The sequence below is a fragment of the Acidobacteriota bacterium genome (assembly GCA_016712445.1).
Taxonomy (GTDB): domain Bacteria; phylum Pseudomonadota; class Alphaproteobacteria; order Caulobacterales; family Hyphomonadaceae; genus Hyphomonas.
In genome coordinates this window covers 1,832,504-1,854,559 of the sequence record JADJRB010000001.1, presented here as the reverse complement: position 1 = coordinate 1,854,559, position 22,056 = coordinate 1,832,504, and the positions used below count along the sequence as shown (strand labels likewise).

22 protein-coding genes are annotated in these 22,056 nt (G+C 65.2%); 10 read left to right on the top strand and 12 right to left on the bottom strand.

Features of this window, described 5'->3' with window-relative positions:
• Positions 1–75 precede the first annotated feature (75 nt).
• The 3 genes from carA to IPK75_09415 are packed head-to-tail and all read left to right on the top strand — an operon-like array spanning position 76 to position 2,442.
• A complete protein-coding gene (carA, locus tag IPK75_09425) occupies positions 76–1,233 on the top strand; it encodes a glutamine-hydrolyzing carbamoyl-phosphate synthase small subunit (protein ID MBK8198579.1) in 1,158 nt (385 codons plus the stop codon).
• Between the two features lie 8 nt (positions 1,234–1,241).
• A complete protein-coding gene (locus tag IPK75_09420; protein ID MBK8198578.1) occupies positions 1,242–1,922 on the top strand; it encodes an SOS response-associated peptidase in 681 nt (226 codons plus the stop codon).
• Positions 1,870–2,442 carry a GNAT family N-acetyltransferase gene (locus tag IPK75_09415; protein ID MBK8198577.1) on the top strand — a complete coding sequence of 191 codons (573 nt, stop codon included), beginning with the start codon at positions 1,870–1,872 and terminating at the stop codon, positions 2,440–2,442. Before IPK75_09420 ends, IPK75_09415 begins: the two co-directional genes overlap by 53 nt.
• Positions 2,443–2,451: 9 nt before the next feature.
• Here IPK75_09415 and IPK75_09410 read toward each other — a convergent pair whose 3' ends face one another.
• Both IPK75_09410 and IPK75_09405 read right to left on the bottom strand, forming a co-directional pair.
• Positions 2,452–3,042: a TetR family transcriptional regulator gene (locus IPK75_09410; GenBank protein MBK8198576.1), complete on the bottom strand. Its 591-nt coding sequence runs from the start codon at positions 3,040–3,042 to the stop codon at positions 2,452–2,454.
• Positions 3,043–3,202: 160 nt separating this feature from the next.
• The gene (locus tag IPK75_09405) at positions 3,203–4,276 is read right to left on the bottom strand and encodes a radical SAM/SPASM domain-containing protein (GenBank protein ID MBK8198575.1); all 1,074 of its coding nucleotides are present in this window, start codon (positions 4,274–4,276) and stop codon (positions 3,203–3,205) included.
• Positions 4,277–4,488: 212 nt separating this feature from the next.
• Between IPK75_09405 and IPK75_09400 the strand changes: the two genes are divergently transcribed.
• Positions 4,489–5,751, top strand: coding sequence for a CHASE3 domain-containing protein (locus tag IPK75_09400; GenBank protein MBK8198574.1), 1,263 nt, complete (start codon positions 4,489–4,491; stop codon positions 5,749–5,751).
• Positions 5,752–5,764: 13 nt separating this feature from the next.
• Complete coding sequence (locus IPK75_09395) at positions 5,765–6,157, top strand: response regulator (protein ID MBK8198573.1); 393 nt, start codon at positions 5,765–5,767, stop codon at positions 6,155–6,157.
• A gap of 145 nt (positions 6,158–6,302) precedes the next feature.
• Here the strand turns inward: IPK75_09395 and IPK75_09390 are convergent, their stop codons facing one another.
• A complete protein-coding gene (locus IPK75_09390) occupies positions 6,303–7,274 on the bottom strand; it encodes a M48 family metallopeptidase (GenBank protein MBK8198572.1) in 972 nt (323 codons plus the stop codon).
• A gap of 105 nt (positions 7,275–7,379) precedes the next feature.
• Between IPK75_09390 and IPK75_09385 the strand changes: the two genes are divergently transcribed.
• From IPK75_09385 to IPK75_09365, 5 genes are all read left to right on the top strand, one after another.
• Positions 7,380–8,114 (top strand): MBL fold metallo-hydrolase, encoded by a 735-nt coding sequence (locus IPK75_09385; protein ID MBK8198571.1) that lies wholly within the window; start codon positions 7,380–7,382, stop codon positions 8,112–8,114.
• Between the two features lie 74 nt (positions 8,115–8,188).
• Complete coding sequence (locus IPK75_09380) at positions 8,189–8,527, top strand: hypothetical protein (protein ID MBK8198570.1); 339 nt, start codon at positions 8,189–8,191, stop codon at positions 8,525–8,527.
• A gap of 154 nt (positions 8,528–8,681) precedes the next feature.
• The gene (gene carB, locus IPK75_09375) at positions 8,682–11,960 is read left to right on the top strand and encodes a carbamoyl-phosphate synthase large subunit (GenBank protein MBK8198569.1); all 3,279 of its coding nucleotides are present in this window, start codon (positions 8,682–8,684) and stop codon (positions 11,958–11,960) included.
• Positions 11,961–12,031: 71 nt separating this feature from the next.
• Complete coding sequence (greA, locus tag IPK75_09370) at positions 12,032–12,505, top strand: transcription elongation factor GreA (protein MBK8198568.1); 474 nt, start codon at positions 12,032–12,034, stop codon at positions 12,503–12,505.
• An 11-nt stretch (positions 12,506–12,516) separates the two neighbouring features.
• Entirely contained in the window at positions 12,517–13,590 is a 1,074-nt protein-coding gene (locus tag IPK75_09365; GenBank protein ID MBK8198567.1) for a mitochondrial fission ELM1 family protein, read from the top strand.
• A gap of 2 nt (positions 13,591–13,592) precedes the next feature.
• Here IPK75_09365 and IPK75_09360 read toward each other — a convergent pair whose 3' ends face one another.
• The 9 genes from IPK75_09360 to IPK75_09320 all read right to left on the bottom strand — a co-directional run bounded on the left by IPK75_09360 (position 13,593) and on the right by IPK75_09320 (position 22,009).
• The gene (locus IPK75_09360) at positions 13,593–14,426 is read right to left on the bottom strand and encodes a hypothetical protein (GenBank protein MBK8198566.1); all 834 of its coding nucleotides are present in this window, start codon (positions 14,424–14,426) and stop codon (positions 13,593–13,595) included.
• Positions 14,427–14,479: 53 nt separating this feature from the next.
• Positions 14,480–15,661 (bottom strand): tRNA 2-thiouridine(34) synthase MnmA, encoded by a 1,182-nt coding sequence (gene mnmA, locus IPK75_09355; GenBank protein ID MBK8198565.1) that lies wholly within the window; start codon positions 15,659–15,661, stop codon positions 14,480–14,482.
• Between the two features lie 88 nt (positions 15,662–15,749).
• Positions 15,750–16,592, bottom strand: coding sequence for a protein-glutamate O-methyltransferase CheR (locus IPK75_09350; GenBank protein ID MBK8198564.1), 843 nt, complete (start codon positions 16,590–16,592; stop codon positions 15,750–15,752).
• 70 nt (positions 16,593–16,662) lie between these two features.
• A complete protein-coding gene (locus tag IPK75_09345; protein MBK8198563.1) occupies positions 16,663–17,028 on the bottom strand; it encodes a response regulator in 366 nt (121 codons plus the stop codon).
• 92 nt (positions 17,029–17,120) lie between these two features.
• Positions 17,121–17,798: a hypothetical protein gene (locus IPK75_09340; protein MBK8198562.1), complete on the bottom strand. Its 678-nt coding sequence runs from the start codon at positions 17,796–17,798 to the stop codon at positions 17,121–17,123.
• Between the two features lie 79 nt (positions 17,799–17,877).
• Positions 17,878–18,111 (bottom strand): hypothetical protein, encoded by a 234-nt coding sequence (locus tag IPK75_09335; protein MBK8198561.1) that lies wholly within the window; start codon positions 18,109–18,111, stop codon positions 17,878–17,880.
• A gap of 44 nt (positions 18,112–18,155) precedes the next feature.
• Positions 18,156–18,503 carry a YdbL family protein gene (locus tag IPK75_09330; GenBank protein ID MBK8198560.1) on the bottom strand — a complete coding sequence of 116 codons (348 nt, stop codon included), beginning with the start codon at positions 18,501–18,503 and terminating at the stop codon, positions 18,156–18,158.
• Positions 18,504–18,526: 23 nt separating this feature from the next.
• Positions 18,527–18,718 (bottom strand): YnbE family lipoprotein, encoded by a 192-nt coding sequence (locus IPK75_09325; protein MBK8198559.1) that lies wholly within the window; start codon positions 18,716–18,718, stop codon positions 18,527–18,529.
• Positions 18,719–18,793: 75 nt separating this feature from the next.
• Positions 18,794–22,009 carry a YdbH domain-containing protein gene (locus IPK75_09320; protein ID MBK8198558.1) on the bottom strand — a complete coding sequence of 1,072 codons (3,216 nt, stop codon included), beginning with the start codon at positions 22,007–22,009 and terminating at the stop codon, positions 18,794–18,796.
• Positions 22,010–22,056: the final 47 nt, after the last annotated feature.

Here is a 22,056-nt window from a genome sequence, read left to right as displayed (position 1 = left end):
TAGCCAGACTGGTTAACGGCAAGTCAACCAGACTGAACGCGCTGAGGTAATCCTTCCGTGAGCAAGAATCAAGATATGGACTCAGCCACAGGCGCCCTTGCGCTGGCAGATGGAACCGTATTCGCCGGGCACGGCGCGGGCGCGGTCGGCATGCGCACCGGCGAGCTCTGCTTCAACACGGCAATGACCGGCTACCAGGAAATCCTGACCGACCCGTCCTATGCCCAGCAGCTGGTGCTGTTCACCTTCCCGCATATCGGGAATGTCGGCGCGAACCCCGAAGACAATGAAGACTCGACCGCCCCGGCCGCCGACGCCGCCCGCGGGGCGATCTTCCGGGAGCCGATCACGGCGCCATCCAACTGGCGCGCCACCGAGGATTTCGGCGTCTGGCTCGCCCGCAAGGGCATCGTGGGCCTCTCGGGCGTCGACACGCGCGCGCTGACCAAGCGCATCCGGGAACTGGGCATGCCGAAGGCTGCGATCTGCCACCAGCCAGAGGGCAAGATCGATTTCGACGCGCTGGTCGCCGCCGCCAAGGCCTGGGCCGGCCTAGACAATGCCGACCTTGCGGCGGACGTGGTGCAGGACGAGTCGTTCGAACACACCGAAGGCCTTTGGGCGCCGGGCGCCGGGCATGCCGCGATGGGTAATGCCGAGTTCCATGTGGTGCTGGTCGACTTCGGCGTGAAGAAGAACATCCTGCGCAATCTCGCCAGCGCCGGCATCCGCGCGACCGTGCTGAACGGCGACGCGAGCGCGGCGGACATTCTTGCCCTGAACCCCGATGGCGTGGTGCTTTCGAATGGCCCCGGCGATCCGGCGGCCACCTATGTGCGCTCCGGAGAAATGATCCGCACCCTGATCGCCAAGGGTATCCCGATCCTCGGCATCTGCCTCGGCCACCAGATGCTCGCCCTCGCGCTCGGCGCGAAGACGATGAAGATGGCGCAAGGCCATCACGGCGCGAACCACCCGGTGAAGGACCTCGCGACCGGCAAGGTCGAGATCGTCTCGATGAACCACGGCTTCACCGTGGATGTCGATACGCTGCCGCCGGGCGTGGCGGAGAGCCACCGGTCGCTGTTTGACGGCACGAACTCGGGCCTCGCCGTGGAAGGCAAGCCGATCATCTCGGTGCAGCACCACCCGGAAGCCTCACCCGGCCCGCAGGACAGCTTCTACCTGTTCGAGCGATTTGCCGGCCTGATGCGCCAGCACCGGGGCAAGTAGGCCCGCAGATGTGCGGCCGCTTCTTCCGCGAGGGTGTGACCTGGGCTGAATACTACGCCGCGCTCAACATCATGGACGAGCCACCGGAGGGCGTGGAGCCGCCGCCGGCCACCTACAATGCCGCGCCGACGCAGATCCATCCGATCGTGCGCCTGAACGAGGTGACTCGCGCGCGTGAAATGGTGCCGGCGCAATGGGGGCTGGTGCCGTCCTGGTGGACAAAGCCGCTGTCGGAGAAGAAGTTCACGACCATCAATGCGCAGTCCGAGACGGCGGCGGAGAAGCCGGTGTTCCGCGGCGCTTTCCGGCACAAGCGCTGCCTCGTACCGATCAGCGGCTATTACGAATGGTCCGTGAGCGGAAAGACCAAGACGCCATTTGCCTTCAAGCTGAAGAACCGCCGCTGGTTCTGTGTGGCGGGGTTGTGGGACGCTGCCCTGATCGATGGCTCGGAACTGCAGACCTTCACGATCCTGACGACGAAGCCGAATGACTTCACCGCCGGTATCCATGACCGGATGCCGGTGATCCTGTCGCCGGAAAACTATGGCTGGTGGCTTGATCCGGCGAAGGGCGATCCCACGCCCCTGTTCGAGCCCTTCCCCAACGAAGACATGATGGCCTGGCCGATCGGCAATGCGGTCGGCAACGTGCGCAACAATTATCCTGAACTCCTGGAAGAAGTCTGATCCCTTGCTCGAAATCCGGCCCGTCATCCATGGCGACCTGCCCGCCCTGTCGGCACTGGCCGCGCAGACCTTCAGCGAGACGTTCGCACATCTCTATTCTCCGGAAGACCTGAACGCATTTCTCGATGCATCGTATGCGCCTGAGAAGCTGGCAGCGGAAATGTCCGGCGACGGACAGTTCTGGCGCATCGCCTGGGACGGCAGCACACCGGTTGGCTACGTGCAGGCCTGCCCCGTCGGGCTGCCGCATGCGGAGGCTGATCCGTCCTGCCAGGGCGAACTGAAGCGCATCTATGTGACGGCCTCCCACCACGGACGCGGGCTTGGCGGCGAGTTGCTGGCACTGGCGCTCGATCACCTGTCCGCGCGCTACGGCGACGCGCCGCAATGGATCGGCGTGTGGAGCGAGAACCACCGGGCGCAGGCGATCTACAAGGCGCAAGGCTTCAAGAAGGTCGGCGAGTACGGGTTCAAGGTCGGCGCGACGACCGACCGCGAGTTCATCCTGCGCAAGGGCTGACGCCCGCTTTCAGTGAAGTCCGCGCAACAGGCGTTCGAAGGTTTCAAACGCCTGATCGGCGGTGATGACAGGGTGTTCGGCCGACATGGCAAACCCGGCGCCGTTCAGCGCCGACTGCAACATGATGCCGGCCGGCCGGGCAAGCTCGATCGGGAAATGCCCCTGTTTGGCGAGGAATTCCGTTCCCCGGGTCATGTTATCGCTGCCGAGCTCGAAATCGAGCCTGTGCCAGCGCTCCATGCCGAGAACGGCCGGGCCATCGACCAGTACAATCCGCTGGTAGTCCGGGCGGGCGCACCAGTCGAGATACACCCGGCAACCGGCCAGGAAGGCGGCATAGACGTCCGTGCGCGAGCGGCTGGCGACGGCCTTGACCCGTGCCTCGGCATCCATTTCGATCTGCAGCTGTCTCCAGACTTCGAGAAAGACCTCTTCCTTCGAGTCGAAGTGGTGGAAGAGCGCGCCCTTGGTTACCCCGGCCGCCTCGACAATCGCGGCGATGCTGGCGCCGGCATAGCCGTTTTCGGCAAACAGGCCGCGGGCCGCGGCGAGAATTGCCTCACGCGTTTCGGCAGCCTGTTCAGAGGTGCGTTTGGCCATGCATTTGCCCCTTGAGGCACTTTCATACCAGTGGTATGAAAAATGCGTAACTGCTTCTCTCGCAGGCACAGACAGCTTTTTTTCAGCTCACTTACAGGTTGCAGGCTGGGTGGGGCCCGTTCGCGGGACCGGACTGCACCGATAACCGCGCAAGCTGCCCTCAAGGCGCCGCTTGCGCGGTTTTCTTTTGTGCGAGCCGCGCGGTACGCAAGGCGGCGAGGTCGGCGGAGAGATGCTCCTCGAAATACCGGTCGCAGCCGAGACAGGGATTGGTGACCGTGCGGCCAGCGCCGTCGACCGAGGACGACTTCGCCCGGAACGCATCCCGGCTCCAGCCGCTGGCGAGGCCCATACCTTCAGGATCGCCCTCGTTGAGGGCGCGGATGGCCGGAAGGGCGGCGACACTGCCGAGGATGTCACCGAGGCGCTCTTCCGCAAGCGAGCCAAGAGGCGCTTTCGTCTTGAGGCAGCAGGGATAGATTGAACCGTCCGGCTCGACCGCGATTTCGCTGCCGGCCTCGTGCATCTTCAGGAAGTTTTTCGCGCCGGACCAGCGCGCGCAGAAGTTCGTCGAATACCCCGCATTCGACAGCCCGTTCGCCCAAGCCCGCCCACGCGGCCAGAGTTCGCCGATCCACAGATCTTCCTGCGCTCCGAAGAACAGGAAGGTCGGCTCGCCGCTGCGCGGGCGCGCGGCGGGATCGGGGGATTTGAGCTTGTCGCTCTTCGCGCCGCCCAGCGAGACCTCGCGCACGCCGCGCTCCGCCATCATCGCGCGGATACGATCCATGAAGCGGAACTTGCGCTCGCCCTTCATGCCGGAGTGATAGTCGTCGATCGAGGCGATCGCGATGGTGGTGACGCCGCGGGCGAGCATGTCGTCGAGATAGGCAAGTTGCAGCACGTCGCCGGTGGTCTGCATCGACAGGCGCGGCGGCGCCTCGGGCCAGCGCCGGCGGATCGCTTCGAGCACCGGATAGAACAGCTCCTCTCGCACCCCGTCGATCAACAGCTCCCCACCTGCCAGGATCAGGGTTGTGGGCTGGCGAACGCCCGCTGCGTCGGTCCAGGTCATGTCATCCGGGAGATTGGCGAGGATGGCGTCGTAGGCGCGCCTTCCTTCACCCACGACCGCGTCGAGCGCGCCCCGGACATAGGGACGGAAGCGATCATCATAGCAGTGCACGCATTTTCGGTGGCAGGCCCAGGTCAGCACCCAGTAGATCGATTGCATGCCATGTCCCCGTCGGCTCGGTGGCCATGCTACCGGGCGCCGCCGGCTTGTCGAGCGCAGGTCGCGCAATCGTGACGGCGCGGGCGTCCGGCTCAAACTCAAAAAAATCTTCCAATCGCCGGGAACCCTTCTGTTGCCGGCGCGTTGAGGCAGAAATTCGGGTCTACATGAAGTCACACGTTTCCCTTTTGGGCGCCTTGCTCCTGGCATGCTTGGCGGCCTTCACCGCGAGCGTGGTGATGGTGCTGCTTGCAGCGGGCGCAGAAGAGAGCCTGCGTGAGCAGTCGCTCAAATCGCGCGAGGTCCTGGCGGAACTCAGCCAGCTGCAGACCCAGGCCCTGGAAGCCGAAACGGGGCAGCGCGGCTACCTCCTGACCGGAGAAGACGTGTATTACCAAGGCTACCAGTCAGGCGTCGAAAACCTGCAGGCGCGGCTTGGCACATTTGAGGCGCTGATCGCGCCGCGCATCTCGCCGTCTCAGCAGGAGAACCTCGCCGCACTCAAACGCGTGTCGGAGGCCAAGACCTCCGAGCTCGCGCAAACCATCCAGCTGTTCCGCACAGGCGACGCGCAAGGCGCGCTCGAACTCGTGCGCACCAATTCCGGCGCCGCGCTCATGGCCGAGTTGCAGGCAGTTACGGCCCAACTGGTCGCCGAGGAAGAGACTATCCTGGCCACATCGCGGGCGAAGGCGCTCGAAATGCGCAAGATGCGGGCCTGGGCGATGTCGCTTCTGGCCGCTTTGGCGCTGGCCGGGTTCGGTCTCGCCTACCGCAACCTGCGCCGGGCGCAGAAGCTGGACCGGGTGGAACAGCATGCCCTCGAACTGGCAGATGAGCGCGAACGCACGGACCTGCTGGCGCGCGAACTCAGCCACCGCGTCAAGAACCTGTTCTCGATCGTTCAGTCGATCATCAGCGCCACGGCGCGTCAGGAAACCGATGTGCGCGTTGCCGCCGCGAAGATCCGCGAGCGGGTGCATGCCCTTTCGCGGGCCCATTCGCTGACGACCTCGCTGGACCTGCAGCAGCAGACCTCCGTGGAAGAACTGATCGCCATGATCGTTGCAGCGCAGGCGACCGGAACGAGCACCCTGACAGCGGAGGGCCCGCCGGTCATCGTGACCGCCCAGCATGTCACCCCACTCGGCATGATCCTGCACGAACTGACCACCAATGCGGTCAAGTACGGCGCCTGGTCGGCCGATGGTGGTCACATCAACGTGAACTGGGCTGTTGGCGACACTGTAAAGGGGCGCGAAATGACCCTGAAATGGAAGGAGATTTGCGTGGCGGACGCGAATCGCGGTCCTGTCGGCGAAGATGGCTTTGGCAGCCGTATGATCAATTTGTCGCTGGCCCAATTGTGCGGCAAAAGCGTTCGGGACTGGAACCCGGCAGGCCTGCAAATAAGTCTGGTACTGCCAATCGATAATCACGGTGCGTTGAAGGGCCGGAACGCACCCGAAGATTGATAGTTATGTCAGCATGCTCAAAGAAAAGAAAATCCTGATCGTCGAAGACGAAGCGCTGATCGCCTTTGATCTGGAAGATGTCGTGCTGAGCCGCGGCGCGCGCGCGTCCGTGTGCCTGGACCTCGAAACGGCCCTGGCGGAAGCCGAAGCCGGCGAATACGACGTTGCGATTCTCGACTATAACATCAGCGGCCGGACGGTCCTGCCGGTGGCGGACACCTTGCAGCGCAAGGGTATCCCGTTCGTGTTCAACACGGCGATGGCGGATTTCGTGAACCTCTCCGGCCGGTATGAGGGCGCTTATGTCTGCCGCAAGCCGGTCAACGAGAAGGAACTCGTAACCGCCCTGGAGGAGTTGATCACCACCCGGCCAGGCGGCACTCCACCGGAACACGCCGGCGCGTAACGGCACGGCCGTGCGGCGTTGCATGTTGTTCAGGTTCGCCCCGCTAGACCCCTTCCCAAGGGTGGGGGGCGCACGCGTCTCCCGATTCAGGGGAATGGCCCTTGAGCGGCCTCCGCGTCACCGCGGGGGCCGTTTTCCGTTCCGCTCAGCGTAGCGGACCGCAGCGGGATTCGTACTCGGCAATCGCGTCCGGCATCCACTTGCGGAAATTCTCGGCGCGCGTTGCTGAGGCGGGGTGGGTGCTCATCCATTCCGGCGGGCGCTGGCCGCCGCCGATTTCGCCCATCCGCTCCCAGAGCTCCGGCGCCTCGCGCGGGTCGTAACAGGCACGCACCAGCAGATCGAGGCCGATCTTGTCGGCCTGCGTCTCGTGCTCGCGCGAAAAGGCGAGGAAGCCGCCCTGCGCCGCTACACCAAAGGCCTGCATGACGACCTGCTGCTGCGTGGCGCTCATGTCGCCGAGGCCGACGGCGACTGCCATCTGGCCGACTTGCAAGACCTGCTGGGTGCTCATCCGCGCGGCGCCGTGGTGTGCAAGCGCGTGACCGATCTCATGGCCCATGACGACCGCGAGTTTGTCGACATCGCGCACATCGTCGAGCGTGACGCGGTTGTCGTAGTTGCCGGTGATGTCGAGGATGCCGGTATAGACGGCGACGTAGCCGCCGGGCAGGCAGAACGCATTCGGCGTCGCTGAGTCGACCACGTAATAAGTCCAGTCGAACTTCTTCACGACCTCAGGCATGTCGTAGCCCTGCGCGCGGTATTCGTTCTCGAGTTCGAGCGCTGCGGCCTGCAGGCGCGCACCGATCTCGCGCACCGTTTCGGTCAGCGTGCGCGAATCGCCGCGGCAACTGGCTTCGTCGGCGCACAGCACCGCGTTGCCCTGCCCCTGTTCCTGCTGGAGGATCTGAAGATAGGATTCGGCGCCGAGCTTGACCTCCTGGTCGATGGACAGGGTGTTCAGCTGTCGCTTGCCCGGGGCGAACGGCACGTCCTTCTGGTTGGCCTGCCAATAGATGAAGATGCCGGCCAGGGCGACCAGCAGGATGCCGAAGCGTCCGCCCAGAACGTCGCCAAGGCCGTTCGAACGAATGCGATCACCTGCACGGTCCATTCAAGTCTTTCCCGGCGCCCTCGCCCAAGCGGATTTGATAACCGAGCGGCAGGAGGAGGGAAAGCGGGTTTGCGAACGGCCGCCGGCGTCGCTATGTCTGGACGCATGAGCGAACAGACCCCTGCCGCGAAACTCGAAATCCGGATCATTCCGGTGACGCCGCTGCAACAGAACACATCGATGATCTGGTCGAGCGAGACGAAGGAAGGCGTGTTCGTCGATCCGGGCGGCGACATTGACCGGTTGATGGGCGCGGCCGAACATTTCGGCGTGAAGATTGTCGCCGTATGGCTGACGCACGGGCATCTTGATCACGCGGGCGCGGCCACCCAGGTGGCCGAACGTACCGGTTGCCCGATCATCGGCCCCCACAAGGACGACCAGTGGCTGCTCGACGAGATCGAAGCGCAGGGTGCGCGCTATGGCATCACCGACGGCAAGAACGTGACGCCTGACCGCTATCTGGAGGACGGCGACGTGCTCGAACTCGCCGGCAACAAATTCGGCGTGGCGCATTGCCCCGGCCATACGCCCGGCCATGTCGTGATCTACAATCAGGAAGGCGCCCTGGCCTTCGTGGGTGATGTGCTGTTCCGGGGCTCGGTCGGGCGCACCGATTTTCCGCGCGGCAATCACCAGCAGCTGATCGATTCCATCACCGGCAAGCTCTGGCCGCTGGGCGACCAGATGCGCTTCGTTCCCGGGCATGGTCCGATGTCCACCTTTGGTCAGGAACGTCAGGACAATCCCTTCGTCGCAGACGTGGTGACCGGCTATGCAGGAACGGCGCGCGATGACGTTGACATGATCAGTCAACGATTGGCCAAGCGCTGGACCTGACAACCTTGCAATAGACCGGAACCGCCTTTGCGGCCGGACGTTTCTTTCCCACGAACAGAGGAAAGGAGCGACCCATGTTGGTTTACCTCAAGATTGCCGCCGTTGGCGCAACTGCGCTTGTTCTGGGCGCGTGTACGTCCACAGGCGTGACCGAACGCAATGCCGCCTATGGCGCCGCTGGCGGCGCGATTGCCGGCGCCGTGATCGGCAACAATGTCGGCGACGGTGATGCCGGACAGGGCGCTGCGATCGGCGCCGTTCTCGGCGGCGCGGCCGGTGCAGCCAAAGGCTGCTCGGAATCGGAAGACTGCGACCTTCCGGGCGTGAAGGACCAGGAAGACGAACGCGACTCGGATGGTGACGGCTACGCCAACGCCTATGACCGCTACCCCTACGACAGCCGCCGCTGGTAACCCCCACTTTCCAGCAGGGCTGTGAGTGTCCCCGCTTGCTCCGGCAGGCGGGGACATTTCTTTTGACGCAGGTCGCTGGCCAGTCCAGCGCTTGCCCCCGGCCCCGACTCCCCGCTATACGCCAGCCGTTTGACCGCCCCGAGGAGAGAGCCCCATGCCGAAGCGCACAGATATCTCCTCGATCCTCGTTATTGGCGCCGGCCCGATCATCATCGGGCAAGCCTGCGAGTTCGACTATTCCGGCGTGCAGGCGGTCAAGGCGCTGCGCGCCGAGGGCTACCGCGTCATCCTGGTGAACTCGAACCCGGCAACGATCATGACCGATCCGGAGCTGGCGGACGCGACCTATATCGAGCCGATCCTGCCGGAGATCGTCGAGAAGATCATCGCCATCGAAAAGCCCGACGCGCTGCTGCCGACGATGGGCGGACAGACCGCGCTGAACTGCGCGCTCGACCTCCACCATGCGGGCATTCTCGAGAAATACGGCGTCGAGCTGATCGGCGCGAAAGCGGAAGCCATCGAGATGGCCGAAGACCGCAAGCTGTTCCGCGAGGCGATGGACCGGATCGGCCTCGAAAACCCGCGCGCCGCAATCGTCGCCTCGCCGGAGATCCGCGGGCCCGACGGTCGCATCAAGGGCTATGACCGGATCAGCGGCCTGAAGGCTGCGATGGACGCACTCGACTCGGTCGGCCTGCCGGCCATCATCCGCCCCGCCTTCACGCTCGGCGGCACCGGCGGTGGCATCGCGTACAATGTCGAGGAATATGAAGAGATCTGCCGCTCCGGCCTCGCCGCGTCGCCGAACGCGCAGATCCTCGTCGACGAGAGCTTGCTGGGCTGGAAGGAATACGAGATGGAAGTGGTCCGCGACACGGCGGACAACTGCATCATCATCTGCTCCATCGAGAACATCGACCCGATGGGTGTGCACACCGGCGATTCGATCACCGTGGCGCCGGCGCTGACGCTCACCGACAAGGAATACCAGGTGATGCGCAACGCCTCGATCGCGGTGCTTCGCGAGATCGGCGTGGAAACCGGCGGCTCCAACGTGCAGTTTGCCGTGAACCCGAAGGACGGGCGCCTGATCGTCATCGAGATGAACCCGCGCGTTTCGCGGTCGTCGGCGCTGGCATCGAAGGCGACCGGGTTCCCGATTGCCAAAGTCGCCGCGAAACTGGCGGTCGGGTACACGCTGGACGAACTCGACAACGACATCACCGGCGTGACCCCGGCGTCGTTCGAACCGACGATCGACTATGTCGTCACCAAGATCCCGCGCTTCGCCTTCGAGAAATACAAGGGCGCCGAGCCGGTGCTGACGACCGCGATGAAATCGGTCGGCGAAGCCATGGCCATCGGGCGCAGCTTCCAGGAAAGCCTGCAGAAGGCGCTCTGCTCCCTCGAGACGGGGCTCTCGGGCCTCAACGACATGCCGTTCGAGACCGAATCCGCGCTGCGTCAGGCGCTGGGTGTTCAGTCCCCGGACCGTTTGCGCGTGATCGCCGAAGCCTTCCGCATGGGCCTGAGCGTTGAGGACGTGCAGGCCGTGACCTCGTTTGACCCCTGGTTCCTGCGCCAGATCGAGGACATCGTGAAAACCGAAGCCCGGATCAAGGCGAACGGCCTGCCGCGCGACAAGGCCGAGCTGATCGAGCTCAAATCGAAGGGGTTCTCCGACAAGCGGCTTGGCGAACTGGTCGGGCAAGCCGAAGGCTGGGTGCGGGGCCTGCGCCATTCGCTCGGCGTGCGCCCGGTCTACAAGCGGATTGATACGTGTGCGGCCGAGTTTGCCGCCAAGACGCCCTACCTCTATTCCACGTACGAACACGCCGCCTTCGGCCAGTCCGCGCCCGACTGCGAGGCGAAGCCCTCGACGCGCCAGAAGGCCATGATCCTCGGCGGCGGCCCGAACCGGATCGGCCAGGGTATCGAGTTCGACTATTGCTGCTGCCACGCCGCCTTTGCGATGGATGACCTCGGCATCGAGTCGATCATGGTCAACTGCAACCCCGAAACGGTGTCGACGGACTATGATACGTCCGACCGCCTCTATTTCGAACCCCTGACCATCGAGCACGTGCTCGAGATCGTGCATGTCGAACAATCGGCCGGCGAGCTGCTCGGGCTGATCGTGCAGTTCGGCGGGCAGACGCCGCTGAAACTTGCTGGCCCGCTCTATGGCGAGAAGGTTCCGATCCTCGGCACGACGCCTTCGTCGATTGATCTCGCCGAGGACCGCGAGCAGTTTGCGCGCCTGCTCGATGATCTCGGCATCCAGCAGGCGCCGTCGCGCACCGCGCGCAGCGTCGAGGAAGCCGAAGTGAAGGCCAACGAGATCGGCTACCCGGTCATGCTGCGCCCCTCCTTCGTGCTCGGCGGCCGGGCCATGGAGATCGCCCGCACCGACGAGGACCTGCGCAAGTTCGCCGCCGAAGCGCTGCTGGTTTCCGGCGACCAGTCGCTGTTCATCGACCGCTACCTGTCGGACGCCATCGAGGTGGATGTCGATGCCATCTGTGACGGCCGCGACGTGCATGTGGCCGGCATCATGGAACATATCGAGGAAGCCGGCGTGCACTCGGGCGATTCGGCCTGCGCGCTGCCGCCGTTCACGCTGAGCCCCAGCCTGCAGGGCCGGCTTGCCGAGCAGACCATTGCCCTCGCCCGCGCCCTGAATGTCCGCGGCCTGATCAACATCCAGTTCGCGGTGAAGGGTGAGGAGATCTACGTCCTCGAAGCCAACCCGCGCGCCAGCCGGACCGTGCCCTTCGTGGCAAAGGCGGTCGGCGCACCGATTGCCGCGATTGCCGCCAAGGTGATGGCCGGCCGTCCGCTGACGGACTTTGACCTGCGCAACGCAAACCCGCGCCGCATCGCGATCAAGGAAGCCGTGTTCCCGTTCGCCCGGTTCCCCGGCGTCGATCCCCAGCTTGGCCCGGAAATGCGCTCGACCGGCGAGGTCATGGGCTGGGACGACGATTTCGGCATGGCCTTCCTGAAGAGCCAGCTCGGCGGCGGCATCCGCCTGCCGTCGGAAGGTACCGTGTTCATCTCGGTGCGCGACGACGACAAGCCGGGCGCGGTGGAAGCCGCCCGAAACCTTTCCGACATGGGTTTCACCATCCTGGCGACCAGCGGCACGGCCGCGCACCTGGAAGCCGAGGGCATTCCCGTGAAGCGGGTCAACAAGGTGCTGGAAGGCCAGCCACATATCGTTGATGCGATGATCAACGGCGACGTACAGCTGGTGTTCAACACGACCGAAGGCGCCGCCTCGCTCGCCGATTCCGGGTCCATCCGGCGCACGGCCGTGGCCCGTAAAATCCCTTATTTCACAACGCTTGCCGCTTCGATTGCCTCGGTTCAGGCGATCGCCAGCATGAAAACACAGGAAATCTCGGTTCGCGCCTTGCAAACCACCTGAGACAGCCCCACTTGACGCGATTGTTTTTTGAAACCACGCTTTTTAGCCGCGCAAGATGAGGGAAACTCACGATGGAACGCATACCGATGACTGCCGAGGGGCATGCCGCGCTTCAGGCTGAGCTGAAGGTGCTCAAGTCTGTCGAGCGTCCGACCATCATTGCGGCCATTTCAGAAGCGCGTTCGCACGGCGACCTGTCAGAGAACGCTGAGTACCACGCCGCGAAAGAGAAGCAGAGCTTCATCGAGGGCCGCATCAGCGAGCTCGACGACAAGCTTGCGCGCGCTGACATCATCGATGTCACCAAACTCGGCGGCAAGAAGATCCGTTTCGGCGCGACCGTCACGATCATCGACGTCGATTCCGAAGAGAAAGCCACGTACAAGATCGTCGGCGAAGACGAGGCGAACGTGAAAGAGGGCAAGATCTCGGTGACCTCGCCGCTGGCCCGCGCCATGATCGGCAAGGAAGAAGGCGATGAAGCCGAAGTCTCGGCGCCGTCCGGCGCACGGGCCTACGAGATCGCGAAAGTCGTTTATAAGTAAGGAGCACGCCCATGGGGCTGCCCACGAGGACGCTCGGGCCTTCCATCTGGGCGGTCTCGGATGGCCGCGCCGGCAATGCGTCGCAGGTGCGCGCGCTGGTCCAGGCGCTCGGCGAACCCGGCCGCTGGCTGCGGATTGCGCACATCACCGGCGCCGCACACCGCGCCGAGCCGATCGTGCTGAGCCCGCGCGCACCTTGGACCTGGCTGCCGGCGGACCGCTGGCCCGCGCCGCTCGCGTCTCTCCCCGCGCCGCAGCGCGGGCTTCTTTCGCCGCCCTGGCCGACAGTCTGGATCGCAGCGGGCCGGCGCTCGGCTGCCTTCACCAAACTCGTCCGTGAACGGTCGGGTGGCCAGACCTTCACCGTACAGATCCTGGATCCCTATATCGACGCCTCCAACTTCGACATGCTGGTGGTGCCCGAGCATGACGGGCTGCGCGGCCCGAATGTCGTGACGACCGTCGGCTCGCCCGCCTATTTCGGCGAGGACATGCTGGAGACGGCCGGCCAGGCCTTCGCGCCGCTGGCAGACGAAACCCGCCCGACCGCGATTGTGGTACTCGGCGGAAATTCCAAGGTGCACACCTTCACGCCCGCCGCCGCAGACCGTCTCGACGCCCAGTTGCGTGCGCTCGCCGCGCAGGGCTGGCGCCTTCGGCTGACAACGTCCCGCCGTACACCGATCGAGATCGTCGCACAGTTCCGGAAAATGGCGGATGAAACAGGCAGCGAATTCTGGTCCGGCCCCCAGGATGGGCCGAACCCCTATCTCGCCTGGCTGATGTTCTCCAAGGCTGCCATCGTCACGGAAGACAGCGCCAACATGCTGTCGGAAGCGGCCTGGCATGGCCTGCCCGTCCACATCGCACCGCTCGAAGGCAAGGGCGCGAAGTTCACCCAGCTGCATGACAGCCTCATCAAGCACGGCGCCGCGCGCCACTTCACCGGCGCGCTCGATCAGTGGACGTACGAACCGCTGCGCGAGGCCGACAGGGTGGCCGACCTCATCGTCGCGAAGCTGCTGGAGCGCTTTCCCGCCCCGGCCTTTAGCGGCGGCGCTGTAGCGCCGGACTGGCTGGATTAGGGTCAGCCTTTCAGCAGCTCGCTGCGGATCTCTTCAAGCAGGGCAAGTTCCTCGGCGCGCACGTCGCCGTCGGCGAGCATCACCTCATTGCACGCCGCGAGCACATCCAGCTGCGCCTGCGCCGGGCGAGCGTTCACGTCGTCGATCGAGGCCCTGATTTGCTCCGGCGTGGGCCGCAGGCGGCGGATGAAGCCCTGCAGCATGTGCAGGCGGTGCGCGTCGATGTCGATGCCGTAGGTCGTCGCGCGTTGGCGCGCATAGGCCACGATCGCTTCGGATTCGGTGAGCGAGACCTGCCCGTCGCTCTCCGACATCGCGACCAGCAGGGTCAGCTCATGCCGCAGCTGTTCCCGGAGGAGGCTGTAGGTCTGGTCGGCAGGCGGCCAGGTGGCGATGACGGTTGTTCCCTCCGACGCGAGCAGCCGGGCATCGACGGGGTCCAGCCCGAAGATTTCCGCCAGGAAGGTCGCCGGCGGCTCGTGCCTGTCGCCGTTGATGTCGACACAATAGCGGATCCGGTCGGCCTGGAATCCCATCATCTTGCGCGTTTCGGCGCACCGCGCGACCAGCAGGATGCGCAGGTCGGACGTGCGCTTGAGCGCGCGCATGACGATGCGCCGCGAACTATGGACGCCCTGCGAGTTGGTGTACCCGATCACGAAGGTCTGCCCTTCCGAATTGGCGCTTTCCGACAGGGCATCGGCGGCGTCATGCGGCTCGTCCGCATCGAGGATGCGGGTCGGAAGGTCCGGCTCGAACCGCACGTCCAGCACGGGCGCGCCCTGCGCCTCTGCCTTGCGCAGCAGGAATTCCGACAATTGCGAACTCAGGCCCATGGTTACCCCCGCACTGCTCGGCCGGACGCTACCCAGCGAAGCTGCAGCGTCAACTAAATTCCCGCCACCCGCTCATCCGCCGGCAGCGCCTGCGCGATGAAACCGCCGCCGAGGATGCGTGTGCCGCCGTCCGGGTCATACAGCACGGCCGCCTGGCCGCGCGCGACACCTTCTTCCGGCACATCGAAAAACACCGCAGGCTGGCCGCTTTCATAGCCGAGATGGCCGGGCACGGGCGGACGGGTCGAGCGAACGCGCACCAGCACGCGCGCGCCGGCGCCGGCCGCGGCGAGCAGGTCGCCCTTCCCCAGCCAGTTGAGTTCTTCGAGCAGCAGGCCGCGCGTCATCAGCGCCTCGCGCGGGCCGACAAGCACACGCCGCTTCGGCGCGTCGATCTTCACCACGAACAGCGGATCGCCCACGGCGACGCCGAGACCGCGTCGCTGGCCGATCGTGTAATTGATGACGCCTTCATGGGTGCCCAGAACGCGCCCGTCGAGATGCACGATCTCGCCTGCGCGGCCTGAACCGGGGCGCAGTTTCTCGACGACCTTGGCGTAGGAGCCTTCCGGCACGAAGCAGATGTCCTGGCTGTCCGGCTTGGCAGCGACCGGCAGCGCAAACCTTTCGGCGAGCGCGCGAACCTCCGTCTTCGGAAGGTCGCCGAGCGGAAAGCGGATATAGTCCAGCTGCGCGCGCGTCGTCGCGAACAGGAAATAGGACTGGTCGCGGCTCGCATCGCGGGCGCGGTGAAGTTCCGGGCCATGCGGCCCCTCTGCGCGGCGAATGTAGTGCCCCGTGGCGAGGCAATCGGCGCCGAGCTCCTTCGCGGTGCGCAGGAGGTCCGAGAACTTGACGGTCTGGTTGCATCGGATGCACGGGATCGGCGTTGAGCCTGCGAGGTAGGTGTCGGCAAAGTCTTCCATCACCTGCTCGCGAAAGCGCGACTCGTAGTCGAGCACATAGTGCGGGATGCCGATCTGGTCGGCGACGTTGCGCGCGTCGTGGATGTCCTGCCCGGCGCAGCAGGCGCCCTTCTTCTCGATCGCGGCGCCATGGTCATAGAGCTGCAGCGTGATGCCGATCACGTCATAGCCTTCCGCTTTGAGCATCGCGGCAACCACGGACGAATCCACGCCGCCGGACATGGCAGCGACCACGCGGGTCATGTGGGGCGGCTTGGCAAACCCAAGCGAGTTCAGGCGGCCTTCAGGCCACGTCGTATCGGTCGTCATCTCTCACTCCCACCGGGTTCAAGGCCCGGAGCAGCTGGCTGGAAGCGGCGCATATAGGGGATATTGTGCGCGAACGCGAGAGCAGGCCTCAGGCGGCGCTGGCCTTGGCGTTGGCAGTGCCGGCAGCGACCCAGCCGAGGCGCACGTCGCTCGCCGGCTCGAGACGGTCGGTGAGGCTGAACAGGCTCTCGCCGTCGCCGAGCACGATCAGACCGCCGGGCGCGAGCTGGTTGGCAAGGCTTTCGGCAACCCGGGCGCGCGCTGACCGCGCCATGCCGGAAAGGACATTGCGGCAGAGAATGATATCGAACTTGCCGAGACCGCCGGCCGGTTCAAGCAGGTTGTGCTGGCGGAAACTGGTACGCGTCCGCAGCGCTTCGGACGCCTGCCAGTCGCCGGAATCAAGGCGCGTGAAGTGTTTCAGCAGCCGCTGGATCGAGAGGCCGCGCTGGACTTCGTAGTGATTGAAGGTGCCGACACGGGCCTTCTCGGTCGCCTGCTTGCACAGGTCGGTCGACAGGATTTCGATCTTGGCACCGGTGAGTCCGACCGGAAGGTCGTCCTCCAGCAGCATCGCCAGCGAATAGGCTTCCTGCCCCGTGCTGCCGCCGGCGCACCAGAGCCGGATGCGGCCCGTAGGCGAGGCGGTCACGCGCTCCGGCAACTTGCTGCGCACGAGGGACTCCAGAGACCCCTGCTCGCGGAAAAACCAGGTGTCGCGCGACAGCAGCGCAGAGGCCACTTCGGCGCGGAAAACAGGATTTTGCCGGGACTCGAGGCAGTGGACGAGATCGTCAAGGCTGCCGAAGCCTTCGCGGCGGGCAATGCCGGCGAGGCGGGCCTCCATGAGGTAGGCTTTCGACGCCGGAATCGCCTGGCCTGAGGCGTTCAGGGCCAGGTCCGCGAGGGCGTTGAATACGGTGTCCTGCATACGCTGCTCCGGCGGGAGGCTGCGGGCGCCTCAAAAGTTACCGTTAGGCCGCCCAATGTTAAGAAAGGCTTCAAATGAGGCCGACTTCGGCAAATTTGCTTTCCAGGATATCGGCATCGAACGGCTTCATGATGAACTCGTCAGCGCCCGAGCGCAGGGCTTCCTGGATGTGGCCGGCGTCGTTCTCTATCGAACAGAAGACAACGCGCGGCGCCTTGCCGCCGTCTTCCCGGCGCAGCGCCTTGACGAAGTCGATGCCGTTCATCACCGGCATGTTCCAGTCGAGTATGACGGCGTCCGGCATGGATTCCCGGCACATTTTCAGCGCCTCAGAGCCTTCGGCCGCTTCGGTCACTACAAAGCCGAGGTCGCGGACAATCCTCGACGCAACCTTCCTGACAACCCGCGAGTCGTCCACGATGAGGCACGTCTTCATGGGGCGAATATCCGCTGGACCTGAGTTTCCTACACCCTGAGGGGTGCCTCAGAGATATTAACAAACCCTGACCGGAATGTTTACGTTTTGGCTCAGGAAGACTGCTGGCGCAGGCCCGTAGCCATGAAAACGACGCCGTCCGGCGTGGTTTTGGCATGCAGAGTGCCGCCAAGCCCGTCGCAGGTCAGTTTCGTGAACAGCGGCTGGATATTTTCCGGGCGCCAGCCGTTTTCGGGCTCCTCGCCGGCGAGGCCCTTGGCCACGTCTTCCTTCAGAACCACCCGGTCTCCCTTGCAGGTGACCACGACATTCTTCACGCCGCCTTCCTCGCGCACCCGGATATGGATGACGCCGCCGCGCACCGTGGCGGTCAGACCAACCAGGACAAGGTTCATGATCAGCCGGGCATGGCCATAGCCAAGCTCGGTCGTGGCAAGGTCCCACTCGAGGCTCGGCTTCTGGAAGCGGACATAGTCGTCGGTGAGCTTCTTGAACTGATGGGCATCGGCGGTGCCGGGCTGCAGGCCCATCGAGCCGAAGGCATAGCGCAGGAACTGCAGCGTGGCCGCGACGCTCTGGGCGCCTTCCCGCAGCGTGCGCTCGCTGTGCGCCTTTTCTTCCGGGCTGCCGGGGCTGTCGAGCATCTCCAGCGACAGCGACATGGTCGCCGCCGGCGAGACGATGTCATGACATAGGCGTGCGGCGAGGTATGCCGCGAAGCGCGCGTGATCGAGGTTCATCGGTTTCAGCCCGTCTTTGGATCCAGCCATGCCTCAGAATCGGGTGCTCCGCCCGGCGTGTCAATCAAGCCTGAGTGACAGGATGTTAACAGACCCGCCGAAACGCTGGTCAGCTGCCCGGCGGCGGGTCGATATCGTCGTGCCCGTGGCGGGAGCTGTAGAAGCTGAGGGCGAACAGGCCGACCGAGAGGCCGAGGGTCAGGACGCCGCCGAGGATGTAGGCAAACCAGCCATGGCCGGACAGGCTGGAGCCGATGCCGCCCCAAAACTGCGTCGCGCCCCAAAGGAGCGCCCCGAGGGCCACGAAGGCCGCGAATATCCAGAAGATGTGTGTGCGTGTCATGCGCCCGCCAAGCTAAGGCCCGGCGGGCGCGACACAAGCCAAAATTACTTCTGAGCCCAGACGCCCGAAGCGTCCATGAAGTACTCACCGGGCTGCAGCTTCGCGATCTGCTTCTCGCCGGCCAGCTGGGCGACGATCTGCACGGTCGTGTTGTTCTCGCTGGCGGTCTTTTCATAGACCGCGCGGCGGCGGTTGTTGATGTCCTGCACCTTGCGGGTGACAGCAGCGTCGGCCGAGCTAACCACACCGAGGTAGCCGTCGATGCGCTCGCCGACCTGGCCGGCCGAGATGGCGGCGTCGATCTGCGGATCGCCGGCCGAGGCGGTCGGGGCGAAGGCAAAGGCCGCAAAGGCCAGGCTGATACTGATGAGAAGGGTGCGAATGGCGGTCATTGGATGTCTCCCCGGCGTCGCGGTCAGAACAGGTCTGGGTTGGACGAAATCAGGTCTTCAACCTCGCGGTCGAGCTGAATTCGCACGGTCTGGTCGATCTTCACATTGAGATCGATCTTGATCGGCTTGTCGGATGGCTCGATCCGCACGGTAGGCGTGCAGGCCGCCAGAGCGGCGGCGCTTGCCGCGACAAGCAGGATGCGTTGGTAGGCCATGACGGCAGACTCCTGTTTTCCAGACGAGACAATGACACGGCCCGGCTTAACGTCAATCGACCGGCCTGTTGCCCGTCATTCAGCTGGCGGGTCCTGAGCGGTTTTCGCCTCCTCGGCGCGCTGGGTATTCAGCAGTTCGATCGTGGCATCGATGACATCCTGCTGGCTGACGAGGCCGAGATTGTTCTCGATCAACTTTCCGATCGGAAGGTCGAAGCCCATCGCGAACTCGAACGCCTGCCCGGCGGGCAACGTCATCTTGTTGCCGAGCGGCAGCGGCTTGATGTTCTCGCCGGCCAGCAGCAGGTCGGCGCGCATGTCGCCGGCGAGGTCGCCGCTGATGCCGATCTCGAGCACGTTGAATTTCAGGTCGCGCAGCGCGTCGAAAGCGAGGCTGGCATTCGCGTCCTGCCCGGCTGCGGCGTCCACGGCGCCGCCGGTATAGGACAGCCGGCCGCCAGGGTCGTCGGCTTTCAGGCGCGCATCCTTGATCAGCACACGGTTGGCCTTGAACTCGATCGGGAACGAGCCGCTGACCGTACCGGTCGCCGTCGTGTCCGGCACCTTCAAGACCTCGACCAGCTGCGACAAATCAATCTTGTCTGCTGTCACGCTGACAGTCTGCTCGTTCAGGCCGCCGGCCAGCGCCCAGTCGAACGGCGCGATCGCGAGCTTGCCGCCGCCGAACGGGAAAGTCACCGTATCGAGGTGCAAGGTCTCGCCTTCGCGCAGGTCGAACACGATCCGTCCGTTCGTGAGCGGAATACCCGGATTGACGCTCGCCAGCCTGAACTCCTGCGCGGGCGACGTGCTGAGCCCCATCAGGTCTTCGAAATAGACGCGCCCGTTGACGCCCGTCACCCGGCCGAGGCGCGTAGTCTGGAATCCGAAATCGCGCACCTGTACGACAGCCGTCCCTGCAATGTCGCCGCCCTCGATGACGAAACGCGCATCGGTGGCGAGACTGCCGGATGCTTCGGTGAAAAGACCCGTGAGCCGCCCCGAGATCATGTCGGGCTGCAGCGCGCCGGGCCGGAAGTTGATGGCGCGCGAAATCACCGAGGCCGTGCCGTCCAGCTTGATGATGTCGAGATCGACCGCCGCATCGGCGAGCGGCACCGACTGCGCCTTCAGCACAAGTGGGCCGGTCATCCTGAGCCGGTTGTCGCCGATCGTGCCGGCGAATTCAGACGTGATCGGTGCATAGATCGGGTCTTCATTGAGATCCGTGATCAGCACGCCGGTACCGGATACCTTGCCCTCGACACCCGAGGCCGCGCTGACCCCGTCGAACGAGAATGCGCTGGCCGACACGTTGGCCGGGATGAGGGTGCCGCCGAATTGTGTCTTGCCGAGGCGGGCCGCGATGGCGGCGGGCCCAGACCCGGTGCGGATGTCGATGCGCGGCGAGCCGCCGGCAATCGTCAGTGTACGTTCGCCCAGCGTCAGCGGCAGGTCGAGCCCTTCGGCGCGCACTGTCAGATCGAATCCCTTGGCCGCCGACCAGTCGATCGCGGCGCCCGCGAGGTTCAACGTTCCGGCGCCCGATTCCATGGTGAACGGCAAGGACACAGCGCCGAGCACGGCCGATCCGCCGGGAACGGGCCCCTGCCGCATGAACCGTCCGTTCACGGGACAGACGCTGAAATCGGCCGGCGCCAGCGCAATGGCACCCAGCGTCAGGCCTTGCGTGTTGATGGCGAGACACGGCGCTCCGGCAGACTGCACGCGCCAACCGGTATCGTCGCGCGCAGCGTCCAAGCCGCCCTTCAGCGTCGTGCGGGCGAGATTTACGCCGCCGACTTCACCGGCAAACGACAACTGCCCTTCCCCGGTAAGCACGAGTTCAGCCGGCACGTTCTCAAGCCGGATGCCGCGCAGTCGCGCGGCGAGCGTCCGTCCGCCCACAGACCAGCTGTCCAGATCAAAAGCATCGGCCTGCAGCGTGACGCTGCCCGGCGCGGCCCTGAACGCCGCCACATCCAGCGCGACCGACGGCGCGCCACCGCCGCTGAGGGCGATTTCGCCTTGCGCCAGCAGTTGTTTCGGCGTCACCCGCACCCATGGCGTGCCGGTATCCGGCGTCACCGTCAGGCGAAGGCCCGACGCTGCCTGCAGCGTGGCGGCATCCTTCGCGGAAACGGAGACAAACTTGCCGTCCGTCTCCGCGAGGATGGCCACCTCGGCATCAAACTTCGACAAGGCCCGGTCCAGCGCGGCGCGCAGCGATCCAACGTGTGCGGACAATACGCCCGGCAGGCTGAACGCCTCGCCCGCACGCGCCCGCAAGTCGGCGTCCAGCGCGGCGCCGGTAACCGACAGCTGGCCGTCGAAAGCGGCCGCGCCGGACGCCTGACGTGACATCTCGCCGGCCAGCGCGATCGAGGTGGCCGATCCGGCCGGCCCGGTCGCGATGCCGGTCTCCGCGATCAGCGGACCCGAGACGACGCCTTCCCTGCCGGACAGCTGCCCGTTGAAGCGAGCCTGGTCAAACGTGTAACCGCCAACGGTCAGGCTCGCAGCATCCCCTTCAAACAGTGCGCCCGCCAATTCGGTGAGAAGGCTGGCCGGTTCGCTCCCCGGAAGCGATGTGAAATCGACGCTGCCATTGGTGCGGATGTCCGTCGCCCGCAGGTCCGGGGACGCAATGCGCGCGGCGCGCACGGACCATTCGAAGGCCGCCGGCTGGCTGGCATCTTCGTTCAGGTCGCCGCGCGCAATCAGGTCGAATCCGTCGAGGCTGTAATCGGACACCGACGCCTGGTTCACCGTGAGGCCGAGTTCGGCCTGCACGACGCCGTTGACCGCCCGGACGTCCAGCCGCCCGCCGGCAATGTCTGCCCGCGCGAAGGGGTTGGAAAGCTCGCCGGCGTCCAGTTTGACCGAGAGGGACCCGTCGCGCGGCAGCGTACCCGTGAAATCCAGCGTCGCGCCCGTGCGACCGGCCGGCGTGTCGAGTTCGATCCGGGCACCGCGAATGTCGACCGGCGGCGCCGGGCCGCCGCCTCCGCCAGACTGCGCGAGGCTCTCAAGCCCGCCAAATTTCAGCCCGCGCGCATCCAGTGTGCCGCGCAGGGCGAGGCCGTTAACCGTGATGCCCGTGACTTCAGGCGTGAACAATCCGGTCCAGCGCAGCGTGGCGTGCACATCGCTCGCCTCGGCCGGCACCGCGCTACCAGCCGATACCTTGAGCGCCGTGACCGAGATGCCGGAGGCGTCCAGTTCGGTGAATTTTGCGTCACACTGCAGGTCGCGCTCGGCGCACCAGGCCGCCAGGGCCTGCTCCGCCACGGGTTTGCGCAGGAACCAGAGCAGCGCCGATCCGCCCAGAAAAACAA

Excerpts from the sequence above, each read along its gene's own strand:
- IPK75_09395 (MBK8198573.1), top strand. The coding sequence starts at position 5,765 with ATGCTCAAAGAAAAGAAAATCCTGATCGTCGAAGACGAAGCGCTGATC.
- IPK75_09335 (MBK8198561.1), bottom strand. The coding sequence starts at position 18,111 with ATGACACGCACACACATCTTCTGGATATTCGCGGCCTTCGTGGCCCTC.
- IPK75_09390 (MBK8198572.1), bottom strand. The coding sequence starts at position 7,274 with ATGGACCGTGCAGGTGATCGCATTCGTTCGAACGGCCTTGGCGACGTT.
- IPK75_09360 (MBK8198566.1), bottom strand. The coding sequence starts at position 14,426 with ATGGGCCTGAGTTCGCAATTGTCGGAATTCCTGCTGCGCAAGGCAGAG.
- IPK75_09420 (MBK8198578.1), top strand. The coding sequence starts at position 1,242 with ATGTGCGGCCGCTTCTTCCGCGAGGGTGTGACCTGGGCTGAATACTAC.
- IPK75_09345 (MBK8198563.1), bottom strand. The coding sequence starts at position 17,028 with ATGAAGACGTGCCTCATCGTGGACGACTCGCGGGTTGTCAGGAAGGTT.
- IPK75_09405 (MBK8198575.1), bottom strand. The coding sequence starts at position 4,276 with ATGCAATCGATCTACTGGGTGCTGACCTGGGCCTGCCACCGAAAATGC.
- IPK75_09340 (MBK8198562.1), bottom strand. The coding sequence starts at position 17,798 with ATGGCTGGATCCAAAGACGGGCTGAAACCGATGAACCTCGATCACGCG.
- IPK75_09380 (MBK8198570.1), top strand. The coding sequence starts at position 8,189 with ATGTTGGTTTACCTCAAGATTGCCGCCGTTGGCGCAACTGCGCTTGTT.
- IPK75_09410 (MBK8198576.1), bottom strand. The coding sequence starts at position 3,042 with ATGGCCAAACGCACCTCTGAACAGGCTGCCGAAACGCGTGAGGCAATT.
- IPK75_09350 (MBK8198564.1), bottom strand. The coding sequence starts at position 16,592 with ATGCAGGACACCGTATTCAACGCCCTCGCGGACCTGGCCCTGAACGCC.
- carB (MBK8198569.1), top strand. The coding sequence starts at position 8,682 with ATGCCGAAGCGCACAGATATCTCCTCGATCCTCGTTATTGGCGCCGGC.
- mnmA (MBK8198565.1), bottom strand. The coding sequence starts at position 15,661 with ATGACGACCGATACGACGTGGCCTGAAGGCCGCCTGAACTCGCTTGGG.
- IPK75_09325 (MBK8198559.1), bottom strand. The coding sequence starts at position 18,718 with ATGGCCTACCAACGCATCCTGCTTGTCGCGGCAAGCGCCGCCGCTCTG.
- carA (MBK8198579.1), top strand. The coding sequence starts at position 76 with ATGGACTCAGCCACAGGCGCCCTTGCGCTGGCAGATGGAACCGTATTC.
- IPK75_09330 (MBK8198560.1), bottom strand. The coding sequence starts at position 18,503 with ATGACCGCCATTCGCACCCTTCTCATCAGTATCAGCCTGGCCTTTGCG.
- greA (MBK8198568.1), top strand. The coding sequence starts at position 12,032 with ATGGAACGCATACCGATGACTGCCGAGGGGCATGCCGCGCTTCAGGCT.
- IPK75_09365 (MBK8198567.1), top strand. The coding sequence starts at position 12,517 with ATGGGGCTGCCCACGAGGACGCTCGGGCCTTCCATCTGGGCGGTCTCG.
- IPK75_09415 (MBK8198577.1), top strand. The coding sequence starts at position 1,870 with ATGCGGTCGGCAACGTGCGCAACAATTATCCTGAACTCCTGGAAGAAG.
- IPK75_09385 (MBK8198571.1), top strand. The coding sequence starts at position 7,380 with ATGAGCGAACAGACCCCTGCCGCGAAACTCGAAATCCGGATCATTCCG.